Here is a 20158-nt window from a genome sequence, read left to right on the forward strand (position 1 = left end):
CGTCGTGGTTGAAAACGAGCAAGTATCGCGAGGCGCGGTGCCTCCTCCTGGATCCTCCTCCACTTCGCTTCCCTTCGCGGAGGAGGGCGCCCCTCCTGGCCTCCCCTCGCTTCGCGGGGGAGGAATATTGCTGCTCTGTGCGGCGCTGCTGCTGAGCGGTTGCGGTGAGCCATCCGCCCAGAACAACGAGCCGGCGCCGAAGCCCGTCGAGGCGGTCGAAGAGCGCCCGGTCATCTACCAACTCGTCGTTCGCCTGTTCGGCAATATCAAGAACAACAACCAGTGGAACGGCGGGCTTGTCGAAAACGGCGTGGGCAAGTTCGCGCACGTCGACGACAAGGCCCTCGCCGAGCTGCAGGACCTGGGGGCGACGCATATCTGGCTGACCGGCGTGCTGCAGCAGGCCACGGCCACCGACTACGCGCATATCGGCCAGCCGGCCGACGACCCGGACATCCTCAAGGGCAAGGCGGGGAGTTTCTACGCCATCCGCGACTACTTCGACGTGAGCCCGGACTACGCGCTCGACCCGAAAGAGCGCCTCGAGGAGTTCGACGCGCTCGTCGAGCGTATCCACGCCCGCGACATGAAGGTGGTCATCGACTTCGTGCCCAACCACGTGGCGCGCACCTACGATTCGGATATTCGCCCGGAGCTGAGCTTCGGCGAGGGCGACGACACCTCGGTGTTCTTCTCGCCGCAGAACAACTTCTTTTATCTGAACGACCCGCCCGGCCAGAAGCTCGAGATTCCCGCGCCCGACCATTGGCCGCGGCCCGTCGTCGGTGATGGGATCGTCGCAGACGGGACGATCGAGCAGGAAGACAACGACGGCACCCCCGAGGGCGACGTGCCCAAGGTGACCGGCAACGAGGTGACCAGCGCGCAGGTCAGCGTCAACGACTGGTACGAGACCATCAAGCTCAACTACGGCTACGACTTCACCACCGGCGAGGCCGAGTACGATCCGGTGCCTGACACGTGGGAGAAGATGGACGAGATCTTGGCCTATTGGCAGGCCAAGGGCGTCGACGGCTTCCGCTGCGACTTCGCCCACCTGGTGCCCATCGAGGCGTGGGAGTACCTGATTCGGCGCGCCGAGCAGCGCGACCCGGAGGTCTTCTTCTTCGCCGAGGCCTACGAGGGCGCCGGCGGCCCGCCCGGGTTCTCGTTCTCGAATTTCGTACAGGTCGGCTTCGACGCGGTCTACGATGACGGCTCCTACGACACGCTCAAGGCGGTGTATTGCTGCGGCAAGTGGGCCAACGACCTCGACGATCGCCAGCCGGGCGACTTCATGTTCTCGCGCTTTTTGCGCTACGTCGAAAACCACGACGAGCGCCGCATCGCCTCGCCGCTCGAGGCGAGCAGCAATCCCGACGACAGCGGCTTCGGAAGCTATGAAGCCGGCAAACCCGCCGCCGGCGTGCTCTACCTGCTCGGCGACGGACCCATCCTGGTCTACAACGGCCAGGAAGTCGGCGAGGAGGCCGCCGGCAGCGAGGGCTTCTCGGGCGACGACGGCCGCACGACCATCTTCGACTACTGGACCATGCCGCGCATGGCCGAGTGGGTGAACGGCTACGCCTTCGACGGAGGCGGCCTCGACGACGGCCGCAAGCAGCTTCGCCGCTTCTACAAAAAGCTCATCGCCGTCGCCCAGAAGCCCGGCTTCGCCTCGGGCAACTTCTACGGGCTGCAGTCGGCCAACAACAGCAACCCCGAGTACACCTCGGGCCAATGGATCTACAGCTTTCTTCGCTACGACACCGACCGCGACGCGGTCTGGCTGGTCGTGGCCAATTTCAGCGACGAGACGCACAGCTTCGACTTGAAGGTTCCGGCCGAGGCGACCCAGTTCGCCGGCTTCAGCGACGTCGACGAGGTCACGTTCACCGACGTGATGCACGACGGCGCTCAGCCGAAGGCGGCCGAAGTGGGACGCCTCGACGTGACCGGCGTGCCGGTCGAGCTTGGGGCGTATGGGTTGAAGGTATTTGAAGTGACGTGGGAGAAAGAATGAACAGCAAGAAAGCAACAGTCTCCTCTCCGCCCGAAGGGAAGGAGAGGACTAAGGAGAGGCGTCCTCTTCCGCGTAGCGAAGCGAAGCGGAGGAGGATTCAGGAGGAGGAAGGTCGACGTGCAAACGGCAAAAGGGGCCTCTCCCTCGGTCCCTCTCCACTTCGCTTTCGCTACGTGGAAAGGGAGTCCTCTCCTCGGTCCTCTCCTACCCTTCGCTTCGCTGCGGGCGGAGAGGAAGATGTTGCTTCTCTGAAGCGCCTTTCCGCGTTTGCGTTGCTGTTGTTGCTCGCCCTGCTTGTTGGCGTCTCGGGCTGCCGCGACGTCGAGTCCATCGAGCCGGGCGCCAATATCGACACCCACGTCGAGGACTGGCGCGACGAGGTCATCTACCAGATTCTGGTCGACCGGTTCGCCAACGGCGACCCGAACAACGACTACCGGGTCAACCCGCACGCCATGGCCGCATACCACGGCGGTGACTGGCAGGGGATCATCGACAAGCTCGACTACCTCGAGGAGCTCGGGGTGACGGCGTTGTGGATTTCGCCGGTGGTCAAAAACGTCGAGACCGACGCGGGCGTAGACGGCTACCACGGCTACTGGGCGCAGGATTTCCTGGCGCCGAACCCGCATTTTGGCGACCTCGCCAAGCTGCGCGAGATGGTCGACAAGGCGCACGAGCGCGACATGAAGGTCATCCTGGACATCGTGACCAACCACGTAGGCCAGGTCTTCTACTACGACATCAACGGAAATGGTCAGCCCGACGAGTCGGTCTTCGGCTCGGGGACGACCTCCGAGCTGACGCGCGTCTCCGAGTACGACCCCGACTACGACCCGCGCGGCATCCAGGCGCGCACCTCGCTCGGCGAGGCGGGCTTGGCGCCGGTGATCTTCATGAATCGGCCCGACATCAACCGCATGCCGCCGATGCCCGAGGAGTTCCAGAACCCCGACTGGTATTACCGTAAAGGGCGCGTGTGGGACTGGAACCAGCGCGACCAAGTCTTGACCGGCGACTTCCCCGGCGGCCTCAAGGACCTGAAGACGACCCACCCGGACGTGCGCAAGGCGCTCATCGACGTCTACAGCTACTGGATCGGCGTGGCCGACTTCGACGGCTTCCGCATCGACACCCTCAAGCACGTCGAGTACGGCTTCTGGGAGGAGTTCGCCCCGGCGATTCGCCAGTACGCCAAGGACCACGGCAAGGACAACTTCTTGATGTTCGGCGAGTCCTTCGACGGCAACGACGAGCTCAACGGAAGCTACACCTTCAACGGCGGCGTCGACTCGGTCTTTTACTTCTCGCACAAGTTCCAGGTCATCGACGGCGTCTTCGTCCACGGCGGGCCGACCTCGCAGATCGAGAGCCTCTTCCAGGCCCGCGAGCAGAACTACGCCTCGGTGCCCAACGCCAACGGCCCCACCGACTCGGAGGGCAACGGGCTGAGCAGCCAGGACCTGCTCATCAACTTCATCGACAACCACGACATCCCGCGGTTTCTGTACATGAACCCGGACGTCAACGCCCTGCACAACGCGCTGGTCTACCTGATGACCATCGACGGCATCCCGTGCATCTACTACGGCACCGAGCAAAACTTCGAGGGCGGCAACGACCCATATAACCGCGAGGACATGTGGGACTCGGGCTACGACACCGAAAACGAGACCTTCAAGCTCACCAAGCACCTCATCCAACTGCGCAAAGACCTCGCCCCGCTTCGCCGCGGCGACATGCAGATTCGCTGGGCGACGCCGCGCACCGGCGCCGAAGAGGACGCCGGCATCTTCGCCTTCGAGCGCACCTACAAGGGCGAGACGGTCCTGGTCGTCATCAACACCCACGACGACGAAGCGAGCCACACGAGCTTCGAGGGCAGCGACATGCAGACGAGCTTCTCGCAAGGGACCGTGCTGACCAACGTGTTCGAGGACGACGACACGGCCAACGACCAGGTGACCGTGGGAGCGAACGGGACGTTGAAGGTCGAAGTAGAGCCACGCGGCGGCAAGGTGTACGTAGTCAAATAAACCAAACAAGACGAGCCCGAAGGGCAGATCCCAATCTCTTGATAGCCCCCTGCGTAGCGAAGCGGAGCTGGGGGATGCGAAGGGCGGATCCCACATTTTTGATAGCCCCCTGCGAAGCGAAGCGGAGCTGGGGGAATGAAGGTCAACATGGCAACAGCCCCCAAGACAACCCAACCCCAAGGCGCCATCGACCTCCGCGACCTCATCAAGTCCTACGGCGACACCGAGGTCCTCAAGGGCATCAACCTGACGATCGCCCCCGGCGAATTCTTGGTGCTCGTCGGCCCCTCGGGTTGCGGCAAATCGACGCTCTTGCGCTGCATCGCCGGGCTCGAAGAGATCACCGGCGGTGACCTGGTCATCGACGGGCGCAAGTGCAACGACGTGCACCCGAAGGACCGCGACCTGGCGATGGTCTTCCAGTCGTACGCGCTCTACCCGCACATGACGGTGGCCGAAAACCTGGCGTTCTCGCTGACGGTTCGGAAATTCGACGACGCCGAGATCGAAAAGCGCGTCGCCGAGGTCGCCGAGCGCCTCGGGCTGACGCCCTTGCTCGGGCGGCGCTCGAAGCAGCTCTCCGGCGGCCAGCGCCAGCGCGTGGCGGTGGGCCGAGCGATCGTGCGAGAGCCCAAGGCGTTCCTCTTCGACGAGCCCCTGTCGAACCTCGACGCCGCCCTTCGCGGCAAGATGCGCATCGAGCTCAAGAAACTCCACCACGACCTGGGCGCCACGATGATCTACGTGACCCACGACCAGGTCGAGGCGATGACGCTCGCCGACCGCATCGTGGTCCTCGAAGGCGGCCACGTCCAACAGGTGGGAAGCCCCACCGAACTCTTCGAGAACCCGTCGAATATCTTCGTTGCCGGCTTTATCGGCAGCCCGCCGATGAATTTTCTGTCCAGTGAGCCCAGCTCGGATCTGCGCGTGGCCGGCGAGGGCTTCGAACTCGCCCTGTCCGACCGCTTCAAAGGCGTCGACCTGCCCGCCGAGGTGACCGCCGGCGTGCGCCCCACTGGGCTCGTGCTCGACGGCGACGGCCAAGGCCGCGTGCGCGGCCGAGTCGAGGTCGTCGAGCCACTCGGCTGGGAGTCGTACGTGCACGTGAGCATCGGCGACAGCGAGGACGAGCGCATCGTCGCGCAGATCCCGACCGAGCGTGCACGGCAATACGACCACGGCGACGCGATCGAGCTGACCGTGGCCGCCGAAGACGTGCACGTGTTCGATTCGAAGACGACTCAGGCGATTCGACCCACGACGGAGGAGCGAAATGGGTCGGTATAACAACATCTTCCTCTCCACCCGAAGGGAAGGAGAGGACCGAGGAGAGGCCTCCCTTTCCACGAAGCGAAGCGAAGTGGAGAGGGACCGAGGGAGAGGCCTTCTTCGCGTTTGCAGCGCATTGCTGATTTTGCTGTTCGCACTCCTCACATCGAGCGTCGCCTTCGCCGCCGAGATCGACGTCTGGCACAGCTACCGCGGCGCCGAAGAAAAGGCGCTCGCCGAGCTCGTCACCCGCTGGAACGACACGCACCCCGACGAGCCCGTCCGCCTGCTCGCCGTGCCCCACGAGGCCTACGCGAACAAGCTGACCTCGGCGATTCCGCGCGGCCAGGGGCCAGACCTGTTCATCTTCGCCCACGAGCGCATCGGCGACTGGGCCGAGTCGGGCATCATCGCCCCGCTCGACGACAAGCTCGACGAGGCCGAGCAGGACGCGTTTTTGCCGGTCACCCTCGACGCGCTTCGCTACGGCGACAAGCTGTACGGCGTGCCGCTGGCGTTCAAGACGGTCGCCCTCTTCTACAACAAAGACCTCGTCGACAACCCGCCCGAGACCACCGAGGAGCTCGTCGCGCTCGCCGAAGCGCAGCGCGACGAGGAGGCCGGAAGCTTCGGACTCGCCTACCAGGCCGACAGCTTCTACTTCCACGCCGGCTGGTTCTTCGGGTTCGGCGGCAAGATCTTCAACGACGACGGCACCGCCCGGCTCGACCGGCCGGAGAACGCCAAGAGCCTGGCGTTCGTCGCCGATTTGCGCGAGCGCGGGCTCATCCCCGAGGAGCCGACCGGCGCGCTCGTCGGCGAGTTGTTCAACGACGGCAAAGCGGCCGCGGTCATCCAAGGGCCGTGGTTCTTGGGCGAGATCGACGAGTCGGTCGACTACGCCGTGGCGCCGCTGCCGAGGGTCTCGGAGACCGGGCTTCCCGCCCGGCCCTTCCTGACGGTCGAGGCGGCGCTGGTGTCGGCCGAGGCGACGAACCCCGACGGCGCGATGGCCTTCGCGCGCTATTTGAGCGCGCCCGACGGCGCGAAGTTTCGCCTGCAGGAGGGCAAACAGCTCGTGGCCAACGAGGCGGTCTACGAGGACGCAAGCGTCGAGCTCCCGCAGGCGCTGCGCGCCTTCCAGGAGCAGTCGAAGCAGGCCAAGCCGATGCCCAACCAGCCGCTGATGCGCGCGGTGTGGGAGCCGGCGGCGCTGGCGATGCGCAGCGTGCTCCGAGGCTCGCTGGGGCCGGAGGGCGCGCTTAAAAAAGCGCAGCAGCGCTTCGAAGTCGTCACCCGCGCCCCGCCCGAGCAGAAGAATCCGTTCCCGTACCTCATCGGCCTCGTCGTCCTGCTCGCCGCAGCGCTCGGCTGGCTGTGGCTCGGCCTGAAGCGCCAGGGCGGCATGGCCGCGCTTCGCCAGAAGAAGCACGCCTACCTGTACCTGCTCCCTGGCGGGCTCGCGCTCGTCTTGCTCGTCCTCGTGCCGTTCGTGGTGGGCACGGCGGTGGCCTTCTTCAGCCACCGCGGCGGCGAGTTTACGTTCGTCGGGCTGTCGAATTTCGTGAGCATCATCTTCAGCGAGGACTACCCGGTCACCGACCCGCTGTCGTTCTACTTCACGCTCGGCGTGACGGTGATGTGGACGGCGATCAACGTCTTCTTCCACGTCTCCATCGGTCTGGCGCTGGCGATGCTGCTGCGCAACAAGTGGCTCAAGCTCAAGGGCGTCTACCGGGTACTCCTGATCGTGCCGTGGGCGGTGCCGAGCTATATCACCGCGCTCATCTGGAAGGGGATGTTCCACAGCCAGTTCGGCGCCATCAACGGCATCTTGGAGAGCGTCGGCTTGGAGCCGGTGCCCTGGTTTTCGGGCTTTTGGACGGCGTTCGCGGCCAACGTGACCACCAACACATGGCTCGGTTTCCCGTTCATGATGGTCGTCTGCCTGGGCGCGCTGCAGGCGGTGCCCAAGGACATCGAAGAAGCCGCGATGATGGACGGCGCCAACGCCTGGACGCGCTTCTGGCGGGTCATCCTGCCCCAGATCAAGCCGGCGCTGGTCCCGGCGGTGGTCCTGGGCAGCGTGTGGACCTTCAACATGTTCAATATCATCTACCTGGTCAGCGGCGGCGAGCCGGACGGCTCGACCGAGATCCTCATCTCGGAGGCCTACAAGTGGGCGTTTAGCCGCCAAGAGCAGTACGGCTATGCGGCGGCGTACGCCACGTTGATCTTCTTGGCGCTGATTGTGTATTCGGCGCTCACGCAGAAGCTGACGGCGGGAGGTGGAGATGATGATTGATCGAGTCAGTTGGAACGGAGTTCAGAAATCGCAACGCCCTCTACATAAGCAATTAAGGACATGAGGGCTGCGATTTGGAACCACGTCGCGGCTCGCAACCCCTATGTCCTTAGATGCTTATGTAGCTGGCGCTACGCACCTGCAAGGCTTTGCTAAGATGAGTCAACCATCAAAAACCCAGGTTTTCCTGACGAACGCGGCGCTCATCGTCGCCGTCTTCGTCACGCTCTACCCCGTGCTGTGGGTCGTCAAGATGGCGCTGACGCCCTCGCAGGCGTTTTCGATGTCGGTCAACCCGATCCCGACCGAGTTCTCGCTGGCGAACTTCGAAGACCTGCTCTTCGCTCAGGACATGGAGGGCAACTGGTTGTTTTTGCACCAGTTCATCAACAGCATCGCCGTGTCGGTGGCCACGACCATTCTGGGCGTCGGCTTCGCGACTACCGCGGCGTACTCGTTCTCGCGGTTTCGGTTTCCGGGCCGCGAGGGCGGCATGAACCTGTTGCTCATCACCCAGATGTTCCCGGGCGTGGTCATGACGATCCCGCTCTACATCATCCTCGAGGAGCTCGGGCTGCTGAATTCGCTCACGGGCATGGCGCTCGTGTACTCGACCACCGCGGTACCCTTTTGCGTGTGGATGCTCAAGGGCTACTTCGACACGATCCCGCGCGAGCTCGAAGAAGCCGCCATCATGGACGGCATGGGCCGCTTCGGCATCTTCACCAAGATTATCTTGCCCCTGGCCAAGCCGGGCATCGTCGTCACGGCTCTGTTCTCGTTCATGACTGCGTGGAATGAGTTCATCCTGGCCGCGACCTTTTTGAGCGAGCCGACCAAGTTCACCCTACCGGTGGCGCTGCAGCGATACGTCGGAGACTACTCGACCGAATGGGGCCGCTTTGCGGCGGGCGCGATTTTGGTGTCGATTCCGGTGATGGCGTTGTTCTTTGCGCTGCAGAAGCATCTTGTGGGTGGGTTGACGGCGGGGAGCGTGAAGGGGTGATGCCTCGTTCGAAACGCGAAGCGTAGCAATGCGGCGCCCCCCATCCGCCCTCCGCTTCGCTCCGGGCACCTTCCCCGAGGGGAAGGGATTCCCTTGCTAGAACCGCAGAAGTAGCTTTTCGCAGGGTAATCCCTTCCCCTGGGGGAAGGTGCCGAGCGCGCGGTTTAGCGCGAGGCGGATGGGGGGCGCCAGAAAGCAAAAAAGTACAGATTTGAACCATACAATAGCCCAACGAGTTCTAAGATGAACAAATACACAATCCTACTCCTCACAGCCGCCCTCACCCTGGCGGCCTGCTCCGATGACGACACGAACAACGCGTCGAATAACACCAACAACGCCGCCGACACCGGCGTCGACACGTCCCCTGACACGTCGACAGACACCGCCGAAGAAGGTCTGTCGGTCATGTCGATCCAGCCCACTAGCGGCGGGGTCTCGGGGGGTACGGCGGTGACGATCGCGGGCACGGGCTTTGTCGACGGGGCGAAGGTCTTCTTCGGCGACACTGAGGCGACCGACGTCACCTTCGTCTCGAAGTTCCAGCTCGACGCGACCTCGCCGGCGGGCGCCATCGGATCGGTCGACGTCGTCGTCGAGAACCCCGACGGCGAGCAGGCGACGCTGACGGGCGGCTTCGAGTACGTCGACGATGCGCCGACGTTGTCGGTGGGATGGTGCGTGCTGCAGTTCCCCGACTCGACCAGCGTCGAGGCGGGCAGTGAGACCGAGGAGATCTTCGGGCGCGTCTACGTCGAGGGATGCTCGGAGGCCGACGCGCAATGCGCCGAGGTAACTGCGCAGGTGGGCTACGGTGTGGCAGGCGACGACCCCACGGTCGACGCGAACAAGTGGACGTGGACGATGGCGTCCTACAACCCCGGGCACACGAGCGACGACAACGACGAGTACGGCGCCAAGCTCACGCCCGACACCGCGGGCGACTTCGTGTACGCCTACCGCTTCTCGGTCGACGGCGGCACCAACTGGACCTACTGCGACCTCGACGACAGCACGAACGGCTTCAGCCTCGACCAGGCCGGCGAACTCACCGTCACCGAAGACACGACCGTGCCGACCGTCGACATCGGCTGGTGCCGCCTGCAGTGGCCCGAGTCGACCTCGACCACCGTGGGCGCGAACACCGAGATGATCTACGGCCGCGTCTACTCGGCCGGCTGCACCGACGGCAACGCCCACTGCGACGAGATCACCGCCCAGGTCGGCTACGGCCCCACCGACGGCGACCCCACCGCGGACGCCAGCGCCTACACCTGGACCGACGCCAGCTACAACGCGGGCCACGAGTCCGACAACAACGACGAATACCAGGCCGCCCTGCAACCGACCGCCGAGGGGACGTACAGCTACGCGTATCGCTTCTCGGGCGACGGCGGCGCCACCTGGACCTACTGCGACTTCGACGACGCGGCGGGCTTCGTCGCGGGCAACATGGGCACGTTGACCGTCGATCCGTAACCGCAAGAAATCACCACGGGGAGCACCGAGGCACGGGGAAAAGCCCTAAAAAAGCCTCTCTCCGTGTCCCCGTGCTCCCCGTGGTGAAACCCTCGGCACGTTGACCGTCGATCCGTAACGGCAAGAAATCACCACGGGGAGCACCGAGGCACGGGGAAAAGCCCTAAAAAAAGCCTCTCTCCGTGTCCCCGTGCTCCCCGTGGTGAATCTCTTCTGTTCCGCTACTCACGTGCGGTTGCGCACCCGCTCGAAGCCGTCGCGGATGTCGCTCATCAGCAGGCGGATGTCTTCTTTCATCCGGTCGGCCTCCGACTGGCCCTGCTGGCGCAGCCCTTTCATCTTGGTTTCGAGCTCCTGGAAATTCTTCTCGACGTCTTCCCAAGCGTCGCGCGCTTCCATCTTGCCCAAGTTGAGCTTCACCTTGAGCTCGTCGCGCTTTTGCTTGAGCTTGTCGAATGTTTCTTGAAGATTGTTATTGTCCGCCATGGTCATACCTCGTTTGGTTTCATTCCCATTCGTTTCGAGTCCGAAACCAACGTTTACACACGCCGATGAACGTCAAGGACTGCGCCCTGTTCTTGCGCTTGGGTGGTGGAAACGTTAGGCAAGACGAGACGCCTTGCAGCCCTGAACCACGTTCAAAAGACCCTTTCCAAAACCACCCAAAACGGAAGTCTGTCATGTCTGTACTCATCCTGGGAGCAACTTCGCCGATCGCCCGCGCCGTGGCCGAGGAGTACGCCGCCGACGGCAAGTCGGTGGTGTTGGCGGCGCGTAACGCCGACGAGGCCGAGGCGATCGCCTCGGACATCGCCATCCGCTTCGAGGTCGACACCTTCGCGCGCAGCTTCGACGCGCTCGACATCGACGAGCACGACGCGTTCGTCGCGTCGGTCGAGGACGAAGCCGGTCCCATCGAGGTGGTGTTGGTGGCGTTCGGGGATATGGGTGACCAGGAGGCCAGCGAAGAGGACTTCGAGCGCGCCCGCCGCGTCATCGACGTCAACTACACCGGCGCCGCCTCGCTCAGCGAGGCTGTCGCCCGGCGCATGGTCGAGCGCGGCGCAGGCTCGATCATCGGCATCTCGTCGGTCGCCGGCGACCGCGGCCGCAAGTCGAACTACTTCTACGGCAGCGCCAAGGGCGCCTTCACCCTCTACCTGCAAGGCCTGCGCAACCGCCTGGCCGACGACGGCGTCCACGTCATGACCGTCAAGCTCGGCTTCGTCGACACCCGCATGACCGTCGACCTCGAAACACCCATCCCCATCGCCAACCCCGCCAAAGTCGGCAAGGCCATCGCCCGCGCTCAAGGGCGCGGCGTGGACACCTTCTACTACCCGCACTTCTGGCGCGGCATCATGGGCATCATCAAGGCCATCCCCGAGTCGATCTTCAAGAAGTTGTCGCTCTAAGGTTCACCACGGGGGGCACCGAGACACGGGGAAACACAAAAATGCCTCTCTCTGTCTCTCCCCGTGTCCCCGTGCTCCCCGTGGTGAAATCGCCTGTCTAAGCAGTCGCCCTGAAATCCCGCAAAAAGACCGGCTTGCGTTTGCGCCCCCAGGCGCCCGGCTTCGCCTCGAAGACACCCGCGCACGGCGTGCTGCAGGTGTTGCAGCGTCCTTGTTCGTCCAAGTTCCAGCTCTTCAGCTCGTACCAGTCGCGTACGATCAGTGCTTCGCCGCACTCGTGGCAGAAGGTCGTGTCGCCCTCTTCGTCGTGGACGTTGCCGGTGTAGGCGTAGCGCATGCCGTTTTGCATGGCGAGGCGGCGGGCGCGTTGCAGGGTCGAGGCGGGGGTGCGCGGCTTGTCGCGCATGCGGTAGTCGGGGTGGAAGGCCGAGAAGTGAATCGGAACGTCGGGGCCGAGGTGCTCGACGATCCAAGAGGTCATCTCGTCGAGTTCCTCGTCGGAGTCGTTCTCGCCGGGGATGAGCAGGTTGGTGAGCTCGAACCAGACGTCGGTCTCGTGGGCGAGGTATTCGAGGGTGTCGAGCACAGGGGCGAGGTCGCCGGCGGCGATCTTTTTGTAGAAGCGCTGGGTGAACGCCTTCAGGTCGATATTGGCGGCGTCCATATGCTCGAAGAACTCGCGCCGGGGAGCCTCCTCCATGTAGCCGGCGGTGACCGCCACCGTCTTGATGCCGCGCTCGCGGCACGCTTGGGCGACGTCGATAGCGTACTCCATGAAGATGACCGGGTCGTTGTAGGTGAACGCGATGCTGCGCGCGCCCAGCTCCTCGGCGGCCCGGGCCAAGGTCTCGGGCGTGGCTTGGTCGGCCAGCGTCTGGACCTCGCGCGACTTGCTGATGTCCCAGTTCTGGCAGAACTTGCAGGCGAGGTTGCAGCCGGCGGTGCCGAAGGAGAGCACCGGCGTGCCCGGCAGGAAATGGTTGAGCGGCTTTTTCTCGATGGGATCGATGCAAAAGCCGCTCGAGCGGCCCCAGGTCGTCAGCACGATCTGGTCGTCCTGGCGCATGCGCACAAAGCACATGCCGCGCTGGCCCTCGTTGAGCTTGCAGGCGCGCGGACAGACGTCGCAGCGGATCTTGCCCGAGTCGAGCTCGGTCCAGTACTTCGTCGGTACGGTAAATGCGTCGTGAGTCATGGGATCAATCGTCGTCGGGACCATGCCAGAAGATACTGCTTCGATGTGGTTTGAACGTATGGCGCGGGGTGCTAATTTCTTGGCGGAGAGTTACTTGATCGGAGTACGACCATGACCCGCACGCGCCCCACCGCCGTCGCCGGCCGCTTTTACCCGGCCGACCGAGCCGAACTCGAAGAGCAAGTCCGCGCCCATCTGTCGCGCGGCGACACCCAAAAGCCCGCGCCCCGCGCGGTGATCGCGCCGCACGCGGGCTACGTCTACTCGGGCGACGTCGCCGGGCGTGCCTTTGCGCCCATCGAAAGCGCCGCGGACACCATCCGGCGCGTCGTGCTCGTGGGGCCGTCGCACTACGTGGGCTTCGACGGGCTGGCCATCAGCAGCGCCGACGCCTTCGAGACTCCGCTCGGCGAGGTCCCCGTGGACACCGAGCTTCGCCGGCAACTCGTCGACGCCGGCTTAGCCCAGGTGCTCGACGAGCCCCACACCCGCGAGCATAGCCTCGAGACGCACCTGCCATTTTTGCAAGGCGTGCTCGGCTCGTTCGAGTTGCTCCCGGTCGCCGTCGGCCGCGCCACCGGCGCACAGGTCGCCGACTTGCTCGAAGAGGTGTGGGACGACGACGAGACGTTCATCTCGGTGAGCTCGGACCTTAGCCACTTCCACCCGTACGACGAAGCGCGCGACATCGACCGGCGCACCTGCCAGGCGATCGAAGAGCTTCGCCCCGACGACCTCTCCCACGGCGACGCGTGCGGCCGAATCGGCATTCAGGGCTTGCTCGAGGTCGCCAAACGCCGCGGGCTGCGCGTCGAGACACTCGACCTGCGCAACTCGGGCGACACCGCCGGCCCCAAAAATGAGGTCGTCGGCTACGGGGCGTGGGCGGTTTACGCATAGACGCATCTAAGAAAAAATATCCCCCTCCAATCCCCCTCAGCACGTCTTCAGAGACAATGTCTTCCGATTGGGGGATAGTCACCAATGACAGACGGACTTATGGTTGTAAGTACACCACAACAATGCAACCTATCTCGCTACAAGCGATGAGAAGGTGGACTCTTCCGGGGGGAGGAGTCTATCTGCGGGTCCGCCCTGGCTATCCGAAATCCAAATCTGGGTAACTTGCGGGCGAGGCGTGTCTTGGTCGATACTGTCGGTGTCCGCGACAGTGCTTTTGGAGGCCGAGATGAACGTAACCGAGTTGGGAATGGGGCCCACCCTTGTGCTGCTTCACGGCGACGCGTCGCCCGAAAGGGTCGAGCCGTTGGCGCGCGCGTTGGCAGACGAGTTTCGCGTCTTGTTGCCCGATATTTCGGAGTATTGCGCCTCCGGCCCGCTCGACCCGGACGGTCGCCGACGCTGCCGTGAGGCGCTCGAGGAGATGATCGACCAGTGGACCGACGTCGCCCAGGTCTCCATCGTCGGCCACGCCGACGGCTGCTATCGCGCCTTCGACCTCGCCCTGGCCGGCCGCGTCTCCATCGGCGCCATCGTCGCGCTGGGGCCCTTCGACGCTCCCGACGAGGACGAAGCGGAGCGCTTCGAGCATTTCGTCGAGCAGCTCGGGCGCATCACCGCCCCGGTCTACCTTCGCACCGCGGGCGACGACCAGCCGACCGCGACCCTGCTGGCCCACCAACTCCAACGCTACCTGAGCAACGCCACCCTCGACGACGTCGACGCCGACGACCTGCTCGCCGGCGACGCCCTCGACGACACCGCCGAAGCCATCAGCGACTTCTTTTTGGGCGCGCGCCGCACCGACGTGCTCGAGCTCGCCGACGTGTTGGCGTACGAGGAAGAGTTGGATTAGTCGCGTCGCGCGACGCCAAGCCCCAACCCGACCAACAAGAGCAACGCCACGCTCGCCGGCACGTCGCGCCCGCTCGACGTGCAGCCACACCCGTCGTTTGACTGGAAGTTGGCGCCGGTGATCGACCCGTCGGCACCGGCGTCGGCGCCTCCGGCGTCCGGCCCACCCGGGCCTACATCATCTCCACCCGCGTCGGCGCCGCCGGCGTCTTCACCGCCGCCTCCGAAGTCGGGGCATGCGCCCGCCGCGTTGCCCGCGTCGCCGAGCAGGCGCTCGGCGAGCGCGGCGATGAGCTCGCCGCGCTGCGTGCTGTCGGCGACCGTCTCGAGCGGAAAGCCCACCACGATCGTCTGGCCGTCGGCCGACTCGACCGCCGCCGCACCCGCCGAGTAGGCGAGCACGGCCTGGCCACCCGACTCGGGCTCGAGCACGTCGGGCCACTCCATGCACGCTGCGTCCGCGGAGCAGTCGCCGAAGGTGAGCGTGCCCAGGCCGAGCGCGCTGGCGTCGACCTCGGTGGTGTCGGCGTCGTCGCCAACAAAGCCGGCGCCCAACATCGTGCCGAAGAACTCCTGGTCGGCCGCGTCGCCCTTCTCGACCAAGTCCCAGCCGATCTCGGCGCCCGAGATGAGCACCTTCGTGCCGCGCTCGAGCAGCTCGGCGACGACCTGTTGGTCGGCGAGCGCGAAGGTCTCGTCGCGAGTGCTCGTCTCGCCGACCGCCCAGATGACCAGGTCGTAGTCCTCGTCGGCGATGAGGCGTCCGGCGTCCTCGTCGGAGGTCATGTCGAAGCCCACCCCGCTCTTGGCGAGTTCGATGGCCGGGCCGTAGATGCGTGCGTAGGAGCGCGGGTTATTCGGGTCGGTCACCTGCTTGACCTCGCGGTCGACGCCGTCGACGTAGAGCACGCGCGCGCCGCCCTCGTGGGCGAGCTTGGCGCCCACGACCGTGCTGTCGAGGCTCTCACCGGCGTCGTTGACGGCGGTCACGCGCACGTACATCGCCTCGCAGCCGTCGAGCGGCAGGCTCAACGTGGTGTCGGTCGTCTCGATGGGCTCGGGGTCGAACAATAGACCGTCGGTCGAGGTGTAGACGCGATAGCTCGTCGCGTCCGAGTTCGGGTAGACCGAGTCGGCTTCGGGCTCCCAGCTCATCACGAGTTCGCCGTCGACCGCCTTGGCGTGCAAGGCGACCGGGGCGAGCGGCGGCACGAGCGCGTCGGCGCCCTTGAAGTGGCGGATCATCGCCACGTGCACCGCGCGGGCGGCGTCTTTGCGAAAGCCCATCTCGCGAATGAAGCGCGCGTCGTAGTCTTTGTCGTGGAAGGCGAGCTCGACGAGCGCGGCCGGAACGGTCAAGGGGTCGGCGACGCCGTGGGTGTACTTGTCCTCGTACCAGCCGTGACGGAAGGCCCGCAGCTCGCCGAAATTCGCGCCCTTTCGGCCGCGGTTGGTCCACTCGGAGTCCCACTTGGCGCGGATGCTCTTGACTATCTCGTCGTGGATGGCCGTGCCCCACTCGTCGGTGCCGGGCGGCAGCTCGTTTTCGACGAAGCCCGCCTCCCAGTTGGATTTGGAGACCCACATGTCCTTGTACCAGGTGTAGGTCGAGGTGCCCGTGCCGCCGCCGGCGTTGGTGTGCAGCGCGAAATAGGCGTCGACGCCGCGGTAGATGGCATAGAGGGGCCGCCCGGAGACGTCGCCCACCTTGAGCCAGTCGGGCGCGCCGACCCACTCGATGTAGGGGACGGAGGCTTCCTCCCAACGCGGCCGACCCGACGGCGCGCCGTTGCCGCCGTGCACAAAGCCCTGGCCCGCGCCGATGCGCATGGCGTCGGCGATGACGACCTTCTCGGCGTCGCCGCCCTTGTTGGAGAGGCTGATCGCGTAGGTCTTGTTCGCCTCGAAGGGAAAGGTGCCCACGTAGTGCCACACGTCGTTAAGCGTGCGCGCGGCGTCGGCGCCCGGCGGGATATTCGGGTAGTCGGCGCGCTCCCAATCCTCGACCAAAAGCTCGGACTGGTTCAGCGTGCGCGTGGTCTGCCCGCCGACGTGCTCGACGGTGTACTCCGCGGCCTCGGTGCGGTTGTTGCTCGCCAGAAAATACGCGTAGACCGGATACTCGCCGTCTTCGGGCACCGAAAACTCCCAGCGCGCCTCGGCCGAGCCGTTCGGGTCGAGATAGGCGTAGCGGTACGTGCTGCCAAAGCCCTCGCTCGAGCCGGTGTCCCAGGTGCCCGACGCCTCGACGTAGCCTGTGCCCTCGTCGTTGTCGACGACGACCTCGGCCGTGCCGTAGTTGCGCTCACGCATCGTGACCGCCGTGCCGCCGGAGCGCTCGACCATGTCGATGAGAAAGTCGATCATCGTCTGGTTGGTGTGGATATCCTCGCGCAGGCCCTCGGTGACGCCCCGCTGGAACGACCACGTGCTGCGGTCGCTGTACCACATGATGCCGTGGCCGCCGCTAAGGCCGATGCGAAGCCCCGACAACGCCCCGTCGCCGGGAACGGCGGTGTAGTGCGGCCGTTGGCGAAGCTTCTTGGCCCGATAGACCCGCTTGGCGCGCTCGAGCAACTCCGGCGACAAGTCCTCGCCGACGTGTCCGTGGGCGCTCAGGTTCGCCTCGGTCGACGTCGGCCGCGGGGGCAATCCCGGATCGGCGTCGGCGAATTGTGGGATGATCATCCCCAAAATGACGATCAACAAACAGATCCAGCAAGGCTTCACGCCGGTCTTCGGCGGGCATCCAAACGGTCCACACATGGCAAATTTCGTCGGCGTCGGGCAACACTGATTTGCGAGTCATTGACGCGTCGGAACGTAGCAGAATGGGCGATACGTGCCAAGAGTTGGCGTGCGCACCACGCGCTCCCCGATCTTGAAACCTCCACCCACGCAACTACATCTCATGGCTGCGACAATGACCAACAATCAAGAATTGAGGAGTTACAGATGAGCTATTTCGGCGATCCCAACTACGGCATCACCACCACCCTCGAAGGCGTCGGATTCGACGAGGCCGTCGAGCGCACCACCGCCGCACTCAAGGAAGAGAGCTTCGGCGTGCTCACCAGCATCGACATCAAGGAGACGCTCAAAAAGAAGCTCGACGCCGAGCACCGAAACTACGTGATCTTGGGCGCGTGCAACCCGCCGCTGGCCCACCAGGCGCTCACGGCCGAGGCGCCCATCGGTCTGCTGCTGCCGTGCAACGTCGTGGTCACCGAAGACGACGATGGCAACGCGGTCGTCTCGGCGATCGACCCCGTCGAGATGTTTAATGTGGTGGGACGAGACGACATCCAGCCCATCGCCCAGGACGTCAAAGAGCGCCTCGAGCGTGTCGTCGCGAGCTTGGCGAGCTAAAAGTTTCGAGACGATCGCGGCGCCCCCTGCCCTGCGAGCACGTATCACACGGCTCGCCCCCCCTAACTCCGGTCGCCGGGCAGGATTTTTCGAACTCGACCCCAAGAGCGTTTGCCCACGGGGCAGGATTTTTTCGAACCCGACCCCAGAACTTCTGCCCGATGGGCAAAACGGAAGGGGTGGGATGGGGCAGGGTTTTGCTCACCGGGCAAGATCTTTCGTGGTCGACCCCAAAAATTTTCTGCCCCACGGGCAGAATGAGGGGGGGTTCGACGGGGGGGGTTCTGCCCGTAGGGCATGATGGAGAGGGGTCGATACCGACCTCGCTTAGTACTACTTGGTCAACTTCGTGGCCCGCACCTGAGCGAGACCAGGGCCACGAGCGCGAGAAGGCATTCTGACAGCGATGCCGGTGCGCATCATGGAAGAATGACGCCGAAGCGATCGTGGTTCTGGGCCGCTCCAGGGCGGGTTCACCGAAAGTGACCAAGTAGTATTAGTCACTGTTCACGACCGACATCACCACCCCCGGCGCAGCCACCAACACACTCGCAAAGATCGCGTACACCGCCGGCACCGCCGGGTTGGGGAAGCCGAGTTGCGCGGCGTTCGTGTCGAACAGATAGACCAGCGGGCCCCAGCCGGCGACGACCTCGTTGAGGTTGACCACCGGGTCGCTGAAGATCGCCGAGTAGTACCAGCCGGTCAGGCCCAGGTAGACGCCGAGCGCGACGAGCGCGGCCGGAAACATCGTGTTCTTGCCGACTTTGGGAAAGAAGATGCCGAAGGTAATCGGCACCGCGCAGGTCGCCACGATGGCGTACACGCCAATCTGGCCGAAGATACCCAACAACTCGGGCGGGTTCATCGCGATCAGAAACGTCACCACGCCCATCGCCACCAAGACGCCCTGGCTCACATGGTGGGCCAGCCGGCTCTGCTCCTTTGGGGTCTTGTCTTTGAGCAGATTGTTGCGCGTCAGGTTCAAAAACAGGTCGTTGCCGGCGATGCTCGACAGCGCCACCAAGATCCCATCGAGGGTGCTCATGCCCGCGGCCAACAACACCACCGTGATGAACGCGAGCAGGCCCGGCGAGAAGGTCTCGGTCAGGTAGACCGTCATGACGAGGTCCTGCTTGAACTTGCCGTCGGCCATGAAGGCCTCGCGCGGGATGTCCATCATGTGGGCGTAGAGGCCCACGAGCAGCAGCGAAGTGAACACCACCGACACTGCCAAGCACACGCCCACCGACTGCCAGACCTGCTTCTCCTCTTTGAGGTACAGCGGCTTGATGATGATGTGCGGCTGACACACCAGCGCAAAGCCGATCACAAACCCGCATACCCACACCACAAACGGCGTGCCGAACAAGACACTCTCCGGGTTGGCCATCTTGGTCAGGTTGGGGCTCGTCTCGGCGAGCTTGTCCATGACCGGCGCGAAGCCGTCGCCGAAAAAGTGCAGCCCGCTGGCCACGATGATCGCCCCCACGAAGAACATCAAGATGCCCTGCAGGGTGTTCGTGTAGGCGTGGGCGTAGGTGCCGCCCAGAAAGATATACGAGAAGACAAACCCGATGATGAGCACCAGTGACTCGACGTTGCTCAGCCCGAGCGTCTTCTGCATCACGAGCGACAACGCCCCCACGATGAGCACCATGAAGGTGATCGACAGCAAGTTGAGCGCCGCAAAGAGCACCTCCATCGCCTTCGACCCGTAGCGCTGGCCGACCCACTGCGGCAGTGTGAGCGCCTTGGTCGCCTTGCCCACGCGCAAAAAGCCGATGCTCAGCACGATCAGCGCCGTAAAGATGCCCAGGCCGGCGGCCACCCCGTAGTGCATCAACGCGCTCATCCCGTGCACGTACACGAACCCCGGGTTGATCACGAAGGTCGCCGTCGACGCGATCGACGCCGCCAGGGTCACCCCGACGACCACCGGGTTCATGTCGCCCTTTCCGAGCGCAAAGCTCTCGATGTCGTCGGTCTTCTTGTGGCCCAGCCACGCCAGCCACATGGTGCCGACGAGGTAGACGAAAAAGAGGCCCCAGACGACGGGGTTTTCGGTGATGAGGTTGATGTATCTCATTTTGTTTTCTCTTGTTGTGGTCCCTTGCTTCTAGCAACGTCCCCTCCGGGGGCTTCCGCTACGCTTCAGCCCCCACCTCCCCTCGCGCTAGAAAACGCGCTGGGGAGGCGGATTGCACCTCTGAAGAGCTTTTCTTTCCTGCAATCCCCTCCCC

General features: G+C 64.5%; 14 protein-coding genes. 10 read left to right on the forward strand and 4 right to left on the reverse strand.

The genetic code is table 11. The features are described 5' to 3' along the window. The first annotated feature begins 127 nt into the window (after positions 1-127). The 6 genes from FIV42_RS05785 (at position 128) to FIV42_RS05810 (ending at position 10121) form a co-directional block, all read left to right on the forward strand. The gene (locus FIV42_RS05785; RefSeq protein WP_168210445.1) at positions 128-2023 is read left to right on the forward strand and encodes an alpha-amylase family glycosyl hydrolase; all 1896 of its coding nucleotides are present in this window, start codon (positions 128-130) and stop codon (positions 2021-2023) included. Positions 2024-2295: 272 nt separating this feature from the next. Then, on the forward strand, positions 2296-4059 hold the full coding sequence (locus tag FIV42_RS05790) for an alpha-amylase family glycosyl hydrolase (RefSeq protein WP_168210446.1): 1764 nt from the start codon (positions 2296-2298) through the stop codon (positions 4057-4059). Positions 4060-4206: 147 nt separating this feature from the next. Beyond that, on the forward strand, positions 4207-5349 hold the full coding sequence (locus FIV42_RS05795; protein ID WP_141196755.1) for an ABC transporter ATP-binding protein: 1143 nt from the start codon (positions 4207-4209) through the stop codon (positions 5347-5349). A 127-nt stretch (positions 5350-5476) separates the two neighbouring features. Then, complete coding sequence (locus tag FIV42_RS05800; RefSeq protein ID WP_222615390.1) at positions 5477-7636, forward strand: extracellular solute-binding protein; 2160 nt, start codon at positions 5477-5479, stop codon at positions 7634-7636. Positions 7637-7793: 157 nt separating this feature from the next. Then, positions 7794-8642, forward strand: a complete 849-nt coding sequence (locus FIV42_RS05805) for a sugar ABC transporter permease (RefSeq protein ID WP_141196757.1) — start codon at positions 7794-7796, stop codon at positions 8640-8642. A 243-nt stretch (positions 8643-8885) separates the two neighbouring features. After that, entirely contained in the window at positions 8886-10121 is a 1236-nt protein-coding gene (locus FIV42_RS05810) for an IPT/TIG domain-containing protein (RefSeq protein WP_141196758.1), read from the forward strand. A 225-nt stretch (positions 10122-10346) separates the two neighbouring features. Here FIV42_RS05810 and FIV42_RS05815 read toward each other — a convergent pair whose 3' ends face one another. Next, entirely contained in the window at positions 10347-10607 is a 261-nt protein-coding gene (locus tag FIV42_RS05815) for a hypothetical protein (protein WP_141196759.1), read from the reverse strand. 194 nt (positions 10608-10801) lie between these two features. On the opposite strand from FIV42_RS05815, the gene FIV42_RS05820 reads away from it, so the two are divergent. Beyond that, positions 10802-11536: an SDR family oxidoreductase gene (locus FIV42_RS05820; RefSeq protein ID WP_141196760.1), complete on the forward strand. Its 735-nt coding sequence runs from the start codon at positions 10802-10804 to the stop codon at positions 11534-11536. A 97-nt stretch (positions 11537-11633) separates the two neighbouring features. Here the strand turns inward: FIV42_RS05820 and amrS are convergent, their stop codons facing one another. Beyond that, positions 11634-12731, reverse strand: a complete 1098-nt coding sequence (gene amrS, locus FIV42_RS05825) for an AmmeMemoRadiSam system radical SAM enzyme (protein ID WP_222615391.1) — start codon at positions 12729-12731, stop codon at positions 11634-11636. Positions 12732-12842: 111 nt separating this feature from the next. On the opposite strand from amrS, the gene amrB reads away from it, so the two are divergent. Together amrB and FIV42_RS05835 are read left to right on the forward strand one after the other, a co-directional pair. Further along, the gene (gene amrB, locus FIV42_RS05830; RefSeq protein ID WP_141196762.1) at positions 12843-13631 is read left to right on the forward strand and encodes an AmmeMemoRadiSam system protein B; all 789 of its coding nucleotides are present in this window, start codon (positions 12843-12845) and stop codon (positions 13629-13631) included. A 289-nt stretch (positions 13632-13920) separates the two neighbouring features. After that, positions 13921-14547: an alpha/beta fold hydrolase gene (locus FIV42_RS05835; protein WP_141196763.1), complete on the forward strand. Its 627-nt coding sequence runs from the start codon at positions 13921-13923 to the stop codon at positions 14545-14547. Here FIV42_RS05835 and FIV42_RS05840 read toward each other — a convergent pair. Continuing rightward, on the reverse strand, positions 14544-17312 hold the full coding sequence (locus FIV42_RS05840; RefSeq protein WP_141196764.1) for a golvesin C-terminal-like domain-containing protein: 2769 nt from the start codon (positions 17310-17312) through the stop codon (positions 14544-14546). The two genes, FIV42_RS05835 and FIV42_RS05840, sit on opposite strands and share 4 nt — an antisense overlap. A gap of 189 nt (positions 17313-17501) precedes the next feature. On the opposite strand from FIV42_RS05840, the gene FIV42_RS05845 reads away from it, so the two are divergent. Then, positions 17502-17915: a DUF302 domain-containing protein gene (locus tag FIV42_RS05845; RefSeq protein ID WP_141196765.1), complete on the forward strand. Its 414-nt coding sequence runs from the start codon at positions 17502-17504 to the stop codon at positions 17913-17915. A 496-nt stretch (positions 17916-18411) separates the two neighbouring features. On the opposite strand, the gene FIV42_RS05850 is transcribed toward FIV42_RS05845, so the two are convergent. Next, positions 18412-20004: a sodium:solute symporter family transporter gene (locus tag FIV42_RS05850; protein WP_141196766.1), complete on the reverse strand. Its 1593-nt coding sequence runs from the start codon at positions 20002-20004 to the stop codon at positions 18412-18414. Positions 20005-20158 lie beyond the last annotated feature (154 nt).

This window comes from Persicimonas caeni, assembly GCF_006517175.1.
Lineage (GTDB): Bacteria > Myxococcota_A > Bradymonadia > Bradymonadales > Bradymonadaceae > Persicimonas > Persicimonas caeni.

Coding starts and splice junctions, on each gene's coding strand:
- FIV42_RS05795 (WP_141196755.1), top strand. CDS start 4,207: ATGGCAACAGCCCCCAAGACAACCCAACCCCAAGGCGCCATCGACCTC.
- FIV42_RS05805 (WP_141196757.1), top strand. CDS start 7,794: ATGAGTCAACCATCAAAAACCCAGGTTTTCCTGACGAACGCGGCGCTC.
- FIV42_RS05810 (WP_141196758.1), top strand. CDS start 8,886: ATGAACAAATACACAATCCTACTCCTCACAGCCGCCCTCACCCTGGCG.
- FIV42_RS05815 (WP_141196759.1), bottom strand. CDS start 10,607: ATGGCGGACAATAACAATCTTCAAGAAACATTCGACAAGCTCAAGCAA.
- FIV42_RS05820 (WP_141196760.1), top strand. CDS start 10,802: ATGTCTGTACTCATCCTGGGAGCAACTTCGCCGATCGCCCGCGCCGTG.
- amrS (WP_222615391.1), bottom strand. CDS start 12,731: ATGACTCACGACGCATTTACCGTACCGACGAAGTACTGGACCGAGCTC.
- amrB (WP_141196762.1), top strand. CDS start 12,843: ATGACCCGCACGCGCCCCACCGCCGTCGCCGGCCGCTTTTACCCGGCC.
- FIV42_RS05835 (WP_141196763.1), top strand. CDS start 13,921: ATGAACGTAACCGAGTTGGGAATGGGGCCCACCCTTGTGCTGCTTCAC.
- FIV42_RS05840 (WP_141196764.1), bottom strand. CDS start 17,312: ATGTGTGGACCGTTTGGATGCCCGCCGAAGACCGGCGTGAAGCCTTGC.
- FIV42_RS05845 (WP_141196765.1), top strand. CDS start 17,502: ATGAGCTATTTCGGCGATCCCAACTACGGCATCACCACCACCCTCGAA.
- FIV42_RS05850 (WP_141196766.1), bottom strand. CDS start 20,004: ATGAGATACATCAACCTCATCACCGAAAACCCCGTCGTCTGGGGCCTC.